The organism is Lonsdalea britannica, from assembly GCF_002111595.1.
Taxonomy (GTDB): Bacteria; Pseudomonadota; Gammaproteobacteria; order Enterobacterales; family Enterobacteriaceae; genus Lonsdalea; species Lonsdalea britannica.
On record NZ_LUTN01000001.1, the window covers coordinates 233,721 to 246,950 of the forward strand.

Consider the following 13,230-nt stretch of genomic DNA (forward strand, 5'->3'; position numbering starts at 1 on the left):
GAAACGGGCCGCGAGCTGACTTCTGAGCGCTACGCCTTCAGCGAGGCCATGTCGATGACGAAACGATACTTCACGTCGCTGTTGAGCAGCCGCTCATAGGCGTCGTTGATCTGCTGGATGTTGATCATCTCGACGTCGGAGACGATGCCGTGCTCACCGCAGAAATCGAGCATTTCCTGTGTTTCGGCAATGCCACCAATGCAGGAGCCCGCGACGGAGCGGCGGCCCAACACGATCGGCATCGTGTTCAGCGGCGGTTCTACCTGGCCGAGGAGGCCGACGAACACCAGCGTCCCGTCGAGCGCCAGGGTGGTCATATACGGATTGACGTCGTGTTCGTAGGGCACCGTATCGATAATCAGATCGAAGTGGTTGCTCACCGCTTTCATTTCATCTGGATTGGATGAAATGACGATGTGATGCGCGCCCAGACGGCGAGCGTCGGCCTCTTTGCTCTTGCTGCGAGTAAACAGGGTGACATCCGCGCCCATCGCATGCGCCAGCTTCAGCGCCATGTGGCCCAGACCGCCGAGTCCTATGACGGCGACTTTACTGCCTTGGGTCACGCCCCACTTGCGCAGCGGGGACCAGGTGGTGATGCCCGCGCACAGCAGCGGGGCGACGGCCTTCAGGTCGAGACTGTCTGGGATCCGCAGCACGAAGTCCTGTGACGCGAGGATTTTTTGCGAATAGCCGCCGTAGGTCGGCTGGTGATCGTGGCGATCGCGCCCGTTGTAGGTTTGAATATTGCCCTCTTCGCAGTACTGCTCCAGACCCTGCCGACAGGGGTGACACTCGCGACACGAGTCCACCATGCAGCCGATGCCCGCGAGATCGCCCGGTTTGAACTGGGTCACTTCGCTGCCGACCTCCGTGACGCGCCCGACCACTTCATGGCCGGGAATGAGCGGATAAAGGCTGATCCCCCAGTCGTTGCGAGCCTGATGCAGGTCGGAATGACAGACGCCGCAGTACAGCACGTCGATGACGACATCGTCAGGTCGTGGTTCGCGGCGGGTGAATTCAAGCGGCGCCAGAGGCGTCTGGGCCGACTTGGCGGCATAACCGAGCACTTTCATGTTCATTCTCCTGTTTCATTGGGTAACGACCGTGGTGCGCAACGACCGCCAAAACGGCTGGAAGTCGATGACGCGGACTTGCAGTGAGAAATAGCAATGTGCGGGTTGAAGGACGAGGCGGGCGATAACGCGGCGGAAGGGCGGCAACGCCGCCCCGGAAAATGACTACGCCGGTTTGCCCTGCCATCAAATCCGCGGTGGTCTCTGTGGTGCACTTAGCATTATAGGAAAACCGTCCCGGAACGTGAGGTTATGGATGCGGCGCGGCGCGATGTAACGCATCCAGCCAGCCGTGAACGGCATCGACCAGCGTATCTGCCGAACCTTGTGCGAAACCGGAACTGCGGGCTTCGTAGGTGAATCGGTCATAGCTGGCGTCGTCCGGTAGATATTTTGCCGCGCCGTCGACCATCGTCAGCACCAGCGTATGCGCAAACGGCGACTCGGCCTTGATGCGCTTGCCGATTTGCGCCGCCAGCTCCGGCTGTACGCCGACCAGCGCGATATCGCCAATCCTGATGAGCACCACCGGCAGTGCGACAGGTTGATCTGGCGTATAAGTATAAGTCGTCACCGGGCCTTGAGGCGAATTCTGAGGCGAGTGCGTTTGCGAGGTGACCATGACGCTTTTTCTTTCTATCGCCAACGTGGGGGCGTCGTCGGCTTTGATACGATCAGACACCTGCAACGCGGTGCTGCCTAACTCTGTGCCGAGGCGATCGAGCAGCGTGAAGCCTCCTCATGTGTGTCGACGCGGGTGACGGTGCCATCCTGGTGGACCACATGGCGATTAGCCTGAAGACGGGGCGCCTGATCGCCTGCCGCGCCGACCAGAAACGCCGCCACCGGCTTGCCGCCGCGCTGAGCCGCATGCTGTTCCACATAACGCGTCGCGACGCCCGCCAGATCCGCGGTGATCAGCTTACCGCCCGCTTTGAGCGTGGAACCGTCCATCACCGAAGATTGCACGGCGTAATTCATCATGACCGCCAGCGGTGCCCCTCGCGCGGTATCGATGCGCAAGACGGACAACGTGGGATCACGGTCCCCCTGATCGTTGGCGCCAAGCCACCAGCCGAACGGCGTTGGCACGTCGCGATTAACGTTCACCCGACTGACGCCTTCCCCGTAACCCACGCGGGCCGAGGTCATCGACGTCATCGCCGACTGTGCCGCCGTGCGGACCGCATCGACCAGCGCCTGCTGCACCCGCGTGGTTTGAGCCTGAACTTCCGGCGCGGTGTGTTCATGCGGCAGCACATGCGGCGCGGAGAATCCGTGACTGGCGCTGACGATAGCCTTTTCCGGGGAGACTTGCGCCACCTGCTGAAGGGCCGCCTTCATGTGGTTGATCGACTCGTCGGACAGCGAGGTCTGATCCACGACGACAATCCCCAGCCGGGTCGCGCCGTCATCAAGCAAAATCACGCGCGCGGCCAGCGGGTCGTGCTGCCCGACGAAGCCGTCGATAGGGTAAAGGCTGGTGGGGATATCGATATCCGCCCGGCCCGCGCCCGCCATCAACGGCGCGGCCTGAGCCAGCCCGCAAAGCATCATGATTCCTATTGCCAGGGAGTGGCGTAGAAAGGTTTTTTTCATCATTGGTCCATCGTATAGCCGCGCGCGGCGGCGCTCTCTCGGTACGTGGATAGTGTTGCCGCCTGCGACACCGACCGACCCGCCGGGCGGGGCGGCGAACGACACCCCATCAGTGGGGTGATTGTGCGGCAAACGGCCTTAACACGGTGTCAGGCGATATTCAGGATAACGTGAGCACCTGTAACCGGGCTGTTGCCTCAGTGACGTCACACGCCATGTTCTTATAAGTCCGACCGCAGTCGGACGCTAGCGTTCCGTCACTGACCCTGAATTTTCACGCGTTTTAGGTGCGAAACCGCAGCGCGAGGTTAAATCCGGCCTCTGTCGGCACCTGAATACCGTTTTCGTTCTCGACAAACGGCAGATTCCCGGCCAGCAGGCTTTGGCGCGTCTGGTCGAGCGAGCGGGTCTTGAAGCTGAGCGCCGCCATCCGCGGTTGGCCATCATAATCGCTCGGTAGCGCGCCAAATTCGGCGCGGGCCGAGTCGGCACTGACGAAACGCACCCGCGTTTGTCCTGCCTGCAGGCTTAATTCGTCGTTCTCGCCGGAGGTGAATACCGCGCCGTCAAACAGTCGGCGATAGACCGCGGCGGCGTCTTCCGAGCGCTCGGCGGCGATCACGAACTCAGCGATCTCGACGACGCCGTTGCGATGTTTGCGCCACGCTGGCTGCCATACGGCTTCCGGGGTCAAGTGCTGGCAGAAAAAGCTGACGCCGTTCGCAATGGCGTCGGCGCGCAGTCGGGCGATGCGGAAGCGCGCCGCTATCGGACTGCCGTCCGGCAGCGTGACCGGTCGGGAAAAAGATGCAGGCGAGTCCCCGTCGAGCTGCTGCTGTTGCAGGTGCTGATAGACGGCGTCCGCATCAGAAGTCTTCCACACCAGCCCACTGAGGCCGAGTGGGGACTGGCAAAAGTCTTTGCCGGTTTCAGGCTCGTAGCCCAGCAGTTCCAGATAGGTCTCGCCGAAGATGGCCAGATGGTTGCTGGAGCCCATCGTGTGATGGCCGCGCTCGCTGAGTTGAAAGCCGAGACGACGAAACAGCGTGCTGGCTTCATCCAACTGGTCGGCGACGTTGATGATCACATGGTCGACCACGGGGGGTAATTCAGGCATACACCATTCTCCCTGTGTTAAAAAGTGGATCGCGGGGCGTGCCCGCCGACCCCATTGTAACAGCGTTGCGGCGCGTTATGGGGGAAGCATCACGTCGCCATCGGACGAAAACGCCTCTCGTAACCAGGCAAGGCAAGACCGGTCTGCCTGCGTGCCAAATAGGGATGGCCGTGGTGAGTCGGGAGCGCCGAGCCAGCGAGGGGACTCTTTCCTCATCGTGGCGGCGGCGACTTCGCGCAGAAGCTAACCTCCTGTTCCCTGACATTTTTCCTATGCTACGCTGAAGTCTCTTGCACCGCTGAAATCATAAGGAAGCCGTATGACGGGAATCTCTCAATTGTTTGAAGCCGTAGGGTTGGGGCTGGTGCTGTTATTGCCGCTGGTCAACCCGTTGACGTCGGTGGCGCTGCTGTTAAGCCTGTCGGGGAACATGACCCGCAAGGACATCAGTCAGCAGTCGACGATGGCGGCGTTTTACGTCTTTTTGATCATGATGGTGGCGTTTTACGCAGGCCAGCTGGTCATGAATACCTTTGGCATCTCGATTCCGGGGTTGCGCATCGCCGGCGGGCTGATTGTCGCCTTTATCGGTTTCCGCATGCTGTTTCCTCAGAAGTCGCATATCGAGACGGCGTCGGCAGATCAAAAAGTGCCGGACGTCACCAAAAAGGATTCGGAAAATATCGCGTTTGTGCCGCTGGCCATGCCGGGAAGCGCCGGGCCGGGGACGATTGCGATGATCATCAGCTCGGTGTCGACATTGAAAGCCAATTCGCTCGGGTTCGAGCAGTGGGTGCTGATGGTGAGCCCGGTGATGACGTTTATTGCGGTGGCCCTCATCCTGCTGGTGTGTCTGAAAAGCGCGGGTTTCATCATGCGTTTGATTGGTAAAAGCGGTATTGACGCCGTTTCGCGACTGATGGGCTTTCTGTTGGTCTGCATGGGCGTGCAGTTCATTATCAACGGGGTGATGGAGCTGATTGTTTCCTATTGAATCCGCTGCCTGACGCCAGTGAACGGAACGCGCGTCGGCCTGTTTTCCGTGTGACAGGCATTGCGCGGTGGTCACCGTTTTTTCGCCGATGGGGCTTGGTCGTTGTCACGGGAAGTTGGGCGTCCAAACGACGCCTGGACGAAACGAGAACGTGGATGAGGGCCGTCGAAGTCTCTAACGGCGAAGGGGTTCCCCCGACAATGCCCTCAACGCTGTCTTCTTGTCGTCCTCCGTTCCCTCTTGTTGATGCTCCTTGCGACTTGTCCCCTCGGCCGACGCGCTTAGTTCCACGCGTGGCGGGGAGGGTTGACCCGATTGAGATAATAGTTGCCGACGTGAAAATACTTCCAGCGTACCGGGTCATGCAGGGTATGCGTCCGGGCATTGCGCCAGTGGCGGTCAAGATTGTATTCGGCCAACGTGGCGCGGGTTCCGGCCAGCTCGAACAGCTTGTTGCCGGCTAGCAGAGCGATCTCGGTGGACAGCACCTTGGACTCGGCGGTGGCGACCGCGGCGGCGGCCACCGTCTCTTCACTCGGCGCGGCGACGGCCACGTCAATCAGACGTCCGGCGCGCTCCAGCAGCGCTTCGGCGGCGTGCAGGCGGATAGCGAGATCGCCGACGGCGGCGATGGTGAAAACATCTTCTGCGGCAGTCTGTTTATCGCTGTCGATCCAGGGGCGTGATTTTTCCCGTACGAATGTCAGCGTGTCGGCGATCGTGCCACGGGCGATGCCGACATCCACGGCAGACTGAATGATCTGCGAAATCGGCCCGGACGGGGTGGGGCGATCGAAGGCCCGCCAGGCGGGAATGACGCGTTCAAGGGGCGCCCGCGCATGGTCGAGGATGACGGTGCCGGAGGCGGTAGTGCGTTGGCCGAAGCTCGACCAGTTGTTGATCACCGTCAGCCCCGGCGTGTCGCGATCGAATACGACCAGATGCGGCCGTCCCTCCTCGTCGATGGCGACCGTATGAACGACGTGCGCCAGCAGCGCGCCGGTGGCATAGAACTTCTCTCCGGTCACGATGACCTCATTGCCTTCGCGACGGAGCGTGGTTTTGAAGTCTGCCACGGTAGCGCCGCCTTTTTCCGAGAAGGCGTTGCCCCAGCGGATGCCCCGCAGAATATCGGCCAGCAGCGTTTTTTTCTGACGTTCAGTGCCGTCGGTCAGTAGATGCGCGACCCCCGCCAGATGGTTCTGCGGGATTTGACCGAGGCTGAGTCCGCCGCGGAGATAATCGCGATGACCTGCGCCACCGTAGCGTAGGAGACGCCAGCCCCGCCGTAGGCGCGCGGTATGCTGATGCCCCAAAGACCGCTCTGCGAAAACGCTTCCAGCTCGGCAATCGGCAAGATGCCTTCGCGGTCACGGCGGGCGGCGCCCGTAGCAAACTGTGCGGCCAGCCGTTCGGCGACGGCGATGGCCTCCTCGTCGCTGGCGATGATGTGCGCAGGCGACGTCGGGCGGGGAAGCGGCGTAAAGGGGGCGGAAGCATTGACCCGGACTTCCGGTTGAGCAGCGGTCACGTCGATGGTGGACATAAGCATTTCTCCTCGCAGGCGAAGGCGCAACGGCGCCGAGGCCTCATCCTAGCAATCGCAGCATCGGGTCTTATAGATGAATTTCGGATAACCTTATTTGTCAGGTATATGTTTTTTATAGATAAAAATGAGATTAGCTTATATCGCAGCCGACGCCTTTCAGGAAAATGGTCAGCGCTTTAACGACATGCGCGGTGCGTTCATCAAGCTCCTCGTGGTCGGGTCGCACAGGGAGCAGCGCGCCGAAGACGAGGTTCATCAGCATCCCGGCATAGACCCTTGCTTCCTCTTCATCCTGCAGCGGCAGCTTGCCACGTCGGGCCTGCGTTAGCAGCCAATCCATCAGCGCCTCGCGGGGGTGAAATCGTCCGCTGGCGTAAAGAGGGCCGGCTGTCTCGGGCGCTTCCACCGCAGCTTCATGAAGACGCGAATGAAGGCCAGACGACGCTGTCCTGCCGCGTCGTCCCTATCGAGACGAAAAATTTTTATCAGCGACGCAGCATGGGCAGATCCTCAGCCTCCGGTCGCGGAAGATCCAGAAACAGCCGCTGATTTTTCTCGACGACCGAATAATAAATCTCGTTTTTGTTGTGGAAAATCGCATACAGGTCGCGTTTCGACACCGTGGCTGCGGCGGCGATCATGCTGGTAGTCGTTCCCGTGAAGCCATGCTGGCGGAACAGGCTGTCTGCGGCGTCGATAATGTGGGAGCGCCGTTGTGACGGGGTGTCCGCCACGCCATCAGGCGAGGTCGGCTGCCGCTTTTTCATCGTAAGGCATCCTCTTTTCATGGCGTTGACAGGGCACTGCCATGAATCAATACTGGGTACTCAAGAGTACCATGGAAACGGCGTTGTCTGCTGTCGCCCTGCTCAGGCAGGAGTGCGGATTATCGGCTGCGGTGACGTGAGCGATCGCAGCCGCAGTCAACTATACCGCCTGGTGGGGACCGGCCCGGCGCTTTCGGCTATGCCAACTTGTTGAAAGGAAACAACTATGTCTAATCGTTTGGCTCTTCCCGTGTTACACCTAACCTCCCTCGCGCTGGGCGCGATACTGTGCGTTGGCAGTCTGCTGGCGCCGGCCTGTGCGGCGGAGCACGGCCTGCTGCGCGTCGGGGCCGCTAAAGTGGATATCACGCCGGGCACCCTGAAAGAGATGAACCCGATGGGCGGGGATTTCGTCGGGGTGCACGATCCGATTTATCTGCGCACGCTGCTCATCGATAGCGGCGGCAGCAAAGTGGCATTGGTTTCGGTGGACAGCATGGAAGTCGGCGACACGACGACGGTGCGTCAACGGATTGAAAAAGAGCTGCAGATACCGTTCGCCAACATCCTGATCTTCGCCACGCACGACCACAGCGCACCGCGGGTCGGTGATGTCTCTCCGGGCGCACTGGCCCATGAGGGAACGACGACGTCTTTGGCCTGGAGCGAAGGCCTCTACACCACGATGATCGAAGCGCTTCGTCAGTCTGAACAGCAGGCCAAACCCGCACGTTTCGGCGTCGGGAAAGGGACGGTGAACGTCAATGTGAATCGCGACGAATATACCGCCGATGGCTGGATTATGGGCGTGAATCCCACCGGGCCGTCCGACAAAGGCCTGTGGGTGATGAAGTTCGACACGCTGGACGGCCAACCCATCGCGCTGCTGACGAACTACGCGGTTCACTCGGTGACGACGCTCGGCATCAAACAGATCAGCGGCGATCTGGCCGGCGTCGCCGCACACTATGTGGAGAAAACGCTCGGGGGGAATGCGGTGTCGTTATGGTCGGTAGGAACCATTGCCGATCAGAACCCGCGGATTTTCCGCGCTGGTTTGTCGGATACCGATGAGAACGACGCCGCGTTTGCCTGGAATGCGGCGACGACGCAGGGTCAGACGGTGGGCGAGGCCATTGTGGACGTAGCCCGCAACATCAAGCCCATTGACATGACCCGTCGGGTCAACATTCGGGCAGAGGAAAAAGTGGTGAGCTGCCCGACGCAGCAGGGGACCGAGACGATGGAGAACATGAACCAAACCCAGGTTGCAAACGTGAATCTTCGCCTGGGTCTGGTCATGTTGAACGATACGGCGCTGGCGGGGGTGTCGGGCGAAGTGATGACCCGTATCGGCTATCGACTGGCGCAAAGCTCGCCACTGCGCAAAACGATCCTCACTTCTATCGTCAACGATCGCATTGGCTATATTCCGGACGATGCCTCATACCCCGACTCGATCTTCGAAGTGAAAGCGAGTCCGCTAAAGGCGGGCTGTGCGGAAGAGGCCATCGTGAATAACTTCACCACGATGATAGGCAATGCGTTACAAAGGCAGAAATAAGCGTGGAGCGAGTGGCGCAGACGGCAGGTTTGCGCCCTGTTGTCTCCCAGTCGGCTGCGGAGGGGACTCGGTATGCCCGGCGCGGACACGATATCCGACGAGGTAATCAGCGCGCTATGGTTTTTTGCCTGTTGTGCGGTGCTTCTGGTCGGTTTTCGTCTTTCTGCGTAGTCTTGTCTAAAGTTGACGTATGGGCGATACGGTGTCGTCGTCGACTCGCCATCCACACATAAGGAACACCTGCCTCGTGAAAAAAATAGGATTTTTGTCGTTTGGCCACTGGACGCCTTCGTCGCAGTCGGCGACGCGTTCGGCGGCGGATACGCTGCTGCAGTCCATCGATTTGGCCGTCGCCGCGGAAGAACTGGGGGCGGACGGCGCCTATTTTCGGGTGCACCATTTCGCACGTCAGCTCAGTTCGCCTTTCCCGCTGCTGGCGGCCGTGGGGGCGAAAACCCGTCGCATTGAGATCGGCACCGGCGTCATCGATATGCGTTACGAAAACCCGCTGTATATGGCGGAAGACGCCAGCGCGGCGGATTTGATTTCCGGCGGGCGTCTTCAGCTCGGCATTAGTCGTGGGTCGCCTGAGCAGGTGATCGACGGCTGGAGCTATTTCGGTTACCAGCCTGCCGAGGGCGAAACCGACGCGGACATGGCGCGTCGCCATACTGAGGTGCTGCTCGATGCGCTGCGCGGGGAAGGCTTTGCCGAGCCGCATCCGCAGCCGATGTTTCCCAATCCGCCGGGGCTGCTGCGCCTTGAGCCTTTTTCGGAAGGATTGCGCGAGCGTATCTGGTGGGGCGCAGGCTCGAACGCCACGGCGATGTGGGCGGCCAAGCTTGGTCTGAATCTGCAAAGCTCCACGCTGAAAGACGATGAAACCGGCGAGCCGTTCCACATTCAGCAGGCCAAACAGATCCGGGCGTATCGTGAAGCCTGGAAAGCGGCGGGGCACACGCGCGAGCCTCGGGTATCAGTCAGCCGCAGCATCTTCGCGCTGGTGGACGATCGGGATCGCGCCTACTTCGGCGGCGGGGGACAGGAAGCCGATCAGGTTGGTTTTCTGGATGATAAAACGCGAGCGATTTTCGGCCGCAGCTATGCCGCCGAGCCGGAGCAGCTCATCAAACAGCTTGCTCAGGACGAGGCGATTGCCGAGGCGGATACGCTGCTGTTGACCGTGCCCAATCAGCTGGGCGTGGACTACAATGCGCATGTGATTGAATCGATACTGACGCAGGTCGCGCCCGGCTTAGGCTGGCGTTAACCTTGCCGTCGAGGGGACGAACCGGCGCGGGTTATCCGCCGGTTCGTCCCGCTTTCTCAGCCGTGCAGAAAACGCATTCGTTTTTGTCTGCAAACAGGCGTTTTCACCTGCCGTTTTGCGCTTTCCCCACCTCCGTCATCGGGCCACACAGCGCTAAGTGTAAAAAATTCGTAATGACTTCAGGGGATTGCAACAATGACGACCGAAAACGGTCTATGGTAAATAGCGTGTCGACGGCGGTGATATTTTCGCCCGCCTGAACGGTAAGCGAGGGTGGCGCATGATGCCGACGCGGTACGCGACCGACGAGATTAAACGACCTAGTAATGAAAGGATGAACCATGCCAACACGTCGTGATTTTCTGATGATGAGCCTGCTGTCTGGCGCCATGATAGCGATCAACACCTCCGCCTTCGCCAGGCAAGGCGTAAGCGGGGAGGTCAAGGGCGCCAGCGCTATTACGCAGGTCTTCGGCGATGGCATTCGGATGACCGCGGTGGCCGTAGAATATGACGAAGCCATCAGCGGCGCGTCCCTGAATAAGGCCGATTTCAGCGTAGAAGGCCGCACGGTCACCGGCGTCTTCGCCAGCACGTCGGCCAATCCTGCCGATCAGGCCGCCGAGGGCCATTTCGTCATCGTTACCCTATCGCCGGAGGATGCGAACGCGCCGCTGGCGCAAAAAATGGACGCCAAGCCCGGCGGTCAGCCGCCCTCGTCCGGTGGCCACGGCGGTCCTGGCAAAGCGGGGGACATCCCGGTGTATGACACGTCCTATGCGTCCCCTGTCGCCAAGGTGCATCAAACCGGCGATCTCAAGGCCGAGAGCGGTCGCCGCCTTGCCGCAACGCCGACTACACTGACGACGACGAAAGTCGAAAATCTTGTCGTCGACGACTTCGAATCGCTGACGTTTACCGATGCGAAAACCGGCAAAATGCTGCGCTACAACCTGTTTGTGCCAAAGCACTATGATCCGAAGCAGACCTATCCGCTGGTCTTATTTATGCACGATGCCGGGGCCACCAGCGACGTAACCCGTTCCACGCTCTATCAGGGATTAGGCGCTATTGCGTGGGCCAGCCCGTCCGATCAGGCTCAACGTCCGGCCTTCGTGCTGGCGCCGCAATACGCCGAAATTATCGCGGATGACGACTCGAAAACCTCCGATGCGCTGGACGCGACCATCCATCTCATTACGTCACTGACGGAACGCTACAGTATCGATCGCAACCGACTCTACGCGACTGGCCAGTCCGGCGGCTGCATGATGTCGATTGCGATGAATATCAAATATCCGACGTTCTTCGCCGCCTCGTTCCTGGTGGCGGGGCAATGGGATCCGGCGCTGGTTAAACCGCTCGCCAAACAAAAACTGTGGATTCTGGTGTCGCAGGATGACGACAAGGCTTTTCCGGGACAAAACGCGATCACTGAGGTCCTGAAAAAAGAGGGTGTGAAGGTGGCGACCGCCGTTTGGGAAGGGACGTGGTCGGCCGAGCAGTTCCGCAAGGCCAGCCAAGCTATCGAAGATCAGGACTGCCCAGTTAACTATGTCTCATTTGCCAAAGGTACGGTGATCCCCCCGAACCAGTCAGGAGCCGGGGCGAGCGGACATCGCAATACCTGGCGCATTGCCTACACGATTGAACCCATTCGCGAGTGGTTGTTCCGTCAACACCGCTAAGGTGTATTGCCGCTGATGCGATCGACGGCGGTTTCATTTGGCAGAGACGGATTTGCCGCCGCTTTGCGCTGTTAAACCGTTGATGTGTTCCCTCGTGCCGAAACGTAGCGATGCCTGAAGACGGGCATCGCTTCCCCCATACGGAATGCCTTCCAGCCTTTCCCTTAAAAGCCGGATACCCCTGTTGCACAGTGATTTCTCCCTGAATGATTGGCGTAATGAATAATTAACCGGGCAAAAGATCCACAAATCAACCATGCTTACTCGGCGGCCCGTTCGACGTTGCGCCTGTGCTGACTTCCTCTATATCGCGTCCATCGCGCTGCCGCTGCGCGGCGACCGTGTCCGCCCATTCCATTCACAGAAAGCGAGGTTCGATATGTCGGTATTGTTCACTCCATTCACACTGAAGGACATTACCCTGCGTAACCGCATTGCGGTGCCGCCGATGTGCCAGTACAGCGCCACAGAAGGACTCACCAACGACTGGCATCAGGTTCACTATGCGGGACTGGCGCGGGGCGGAGCCGGTCTGGTGATCGTCGAGGCGACGGCGGTGTCGCCTGAAGGTCGCATCACGCCGCACTGTCTGGGACTCTGGAATGACGCCCAGGCGGAAGGGCTGGCGCGCATTGCGGCGGCAATCAAGGCCGCGGGCGCCGTTCCCGGTATCCAGATCGCGCACGCCGGACGCAAGGCCAGCGCCAACCGGCCGTGGGACGGCGACGATCATTTACCGACTGACGATCCGCGCGCCTGGGAAACGTGGGGGCCATCGGCCATCGCTTTCGGCGGCGCGTTGCCGCGCGTGCCGAAAGCCATGACATTCGATGAGATTGACCGGGTCACAGGGAGTTTTGCCAGCGCCGCGCGGCGCGCTCGCGATGCCGGTTTCGAATGGCTGGAGTTACACTTCGCACACGGCTATCTGGCGCAGAGTTTTTTCTCCCCGCACAGCAATCATCGCGACGACCGCTACGGCGGCAATCTGGAGAATCGCTGTCGCTTCCTACTGGAAACGCTGGCGGCGGTGCGCGATGTCTGGCCTGAACATCTGCCGCTGACCGCGCGCTTCGGCGTGATCGAATTTGACGGAAATGACGAACGTACGCTGGCGGAGTCTATTGAAGGGGTCAGGCGGATGCGGGCAGCCGGACTGGATCTGCTAAACGTCAGCATCAACTTCGTTATTCCCGACACCCACATTCCGTGGGAGAAGCCCGCCCTGTTGGCGCCTATCGCCGAGAAAGTGAGCCGCGGCGCCGGGGTGCCGGTTGCGGTCGGCTGGGGTGTCGACGAGCCAGCGCTGGCGGAACGCGTCGTAGCGGAGAAACAGGTGGATTTGGTGATGATGGGCAGAGCGATGTTGGCCAATCCACACTATCCGTATGTGTTGGCGCAGGCGCTGAACGTCGACCGCCCAGAGGACGTGCTGCCTGCACCCTATGCGCATTGGCTTAAGACTTATCACGGCGCGGGCAAGCTGTCGTCATAGCGTTGGCGCCGCGTCTTACGTGACATCGGACCGCCATCGACTCGGCGTCCATAAACATTCGCATCGCTTCGGGGGACGACGAGACGCGGAGGGGCCGTGATCTCTGCC

Annotated in this window: 13 protein-coding genes; 5 read left to right on the forward strand and 8 right to left on the reverse strand. The window is 60.3% G+C overall.

The features are described from left to right. Nucleotides 1–29 precede the first annotated feature (29 nt). The 4 genes from AU509_RS01005 to AU509_RS01020 form a co-directional block, all read right to left on the reverse strand. Nucleotides 30–1,079, reverse strand: a complete 1,050-nt coding sequence (locus tag AU509_RS01005) for an NAD(P)-dependent alcohol dehydrogenase (RefSeq protein ID WP_162896377.1) — start codon at nucleotides 1,077–1,079, stop codon at nucleotides 30–32. A 250-nt stretch (nucleotides 1,080–1,329) separates the two neighbouring features. Beyond that, nucleotides 1,330–1,761 carry a hypothetical protein gene (locus tag AU509_RS01010; RefSeq protein WP_139823996.1) on the reverse strand — a complete coding sequence of 144 codons (432 nt, stop codon included), beginning with the start codon at nucleotides 1,759–1,761 and terminating at the stop codon, nucleotides 1,330–1,332. 17 nt (nucleotides 1,762–1,778) lie between these two features. Then, a complete protein-coding gene (locus tag AU509_RS01015; protein ID WP_176223435.1) occupies nucleotides 1,779–2,636 on the reverse strand; it encodes a neutral/alkaline non-lysosomal ceramidase N-terminal domain-containing protein in 858 nt (285 codons plus the stop codon). Between the two features lie 325 nt (nucleotides 2,637–2,961). Beyond that, the gene (locus AU509_RS01020) at nucleotides 2,962–3,795 is read right to left on the reverse strand and encodes a VOC family protein (protein ID WP_085650956.1); all 834 of its coding nucleotides are present in this window, start codon (nucleotides 3,793–3,795) and stop codon (nucleotides 2,962–2,964) included. Nucleotides 3,796–4,114: 319 nt separating this feature from the next. Here AU509_RS01020 and AU509_RS01025 point away from each other — a divergent pair, with 319 nt between their 5' ends. Then, the gene (locus AU509_RS01025; protein ID WP_085650955.1) at nucleotides 4,115–4,789 is read left to right on the forward strand and encodes a MarC family NAAT transporter; all 675 of its coding nucleotides are present in this window, start codon (nucleotides 4,115–4,117) and stop codon (nucleotides 4,787–4,789) included. A 281-nt stretch (nucleotides 4,790–5,070) separates the two neighbouring features. On the opposite strand, the gene AU509_RS01030 is transcribed toward AU509_RS01025, so the two are convergent. The 4 genes from AU509_RS01030 to AU509_RS01040 form a co-directional block, all read right to left on the reverse strand. Next, nucleotides 5,071–6,000: an SfnB family sulfur acquisition oxidoreductase gene (locus tag AU509_RS01030; RefSeq protein WP_254901495.1), complete on the reverse strand. Its 930-nt coding sequence runs from the start codon at nucleotides 5,998–6,000 to the stop codon at nucleotides 5,071–5,073. Then, the gene (locus AU509_RS18370; RefSeq protein WP_254901491.1) at nucleotides 5,961–6,335 is read right to left on the reverse strand and encodes an acyl-CoA dehydrogenase family protein; all 375 of its coding nucleotides are present in this window, start codon (nucleotides 6,333–6,335) and stop codon (nucleotides 5,961–5,963) included. Before AU509_RS18370 ends, AU509_RS01030 begins: the two co-directional genes overlap by 40 nt. 133 nt (nucleotides 6,336–6,468) lie before the next feature. Beyond that, nucleotides 6,469–6,678, reverse strand: coding sequence for a hypothetical protein (locus AU509_RS01035; RefSeq protein WP_139823998.1), 210 nt, complete (start codon nucleotides 6,676–6,678; stop codon nucleotides 6,469–6,471). A 145-nt stretch (nucleotides 6,679–6,823) separates the two neighbouring features. Further along, nucleotides 6,824–7,105, reverse strand: coding sequence for a TetR/AcrR family transcriptional regulator (locus AU509_RS01040; protein WP_176223436.1), 282 nt, complete (start codon nucleotides 7,103–7,105; stop codon nucleotides 6,824–6,826). 226 nt (nucleotides 7,106–7,331) lie between these two features. Between AU509_RS01040 and AU509_RS01045 the strand changes: the two genes are divergently transcribed. From AU509_RS01045 to AU509_RS01060, 4 genes are all read left to right on the forward strand, one after another. Further along, nucleotides 7,332–8,669, forward strand: a complete 1,338-nt coding sequence (locus AU509_RS01045; protein WP_094117433.1) for a neutral/alkaline non-lysosomal ceramidase N-terminal domain-containing protein — start codon at nucleotides 7,332–7,334, stop codon at nucleotides 8,667–8,669. Nucleotides 8,670–8,916: 247 nt separating this feature from the next. Next, nucleotides 8,917–9,939: an LLM class flavin-dependent oxidoreductase gene (locus AU509_RS01050; RefSeq protein WP_085650951.1), complete on the forward strand. Its 1,023-nt coding sequence runs from the start codon at nucleotides 8,917–8,919 to the stop codon at nucleotides 9,937–9,939. 341 nt (nucleotides 9,940–10,280) lie between these two features. Further along, entirely contained in the window at nucleotides 10,281–11,627 is a 1,347-nt protein-coding gene (locus AU509_RS01055; RefSeq protein WP_085650950.1) for a carboxylesterase family protein, read from the forward strand. A gap of 379 nt (nucleotides 11,628–12,006) precedes the next feature. Beyond that, on the forward strand, nucleotides 12,007–13,122 hold the full coding sequence (locus AU509_RS01060; protein WP_085650995.1) for an NADH:flavin oxidoreductase/NADH oxidase: 1,116 nt from the start codon (nucleotides 12,007–12,009) through the stop codon (nucleotides 13,120–13,122). Nucleotides 13,123–13,230: the final 108 nt, after the last annotated feature.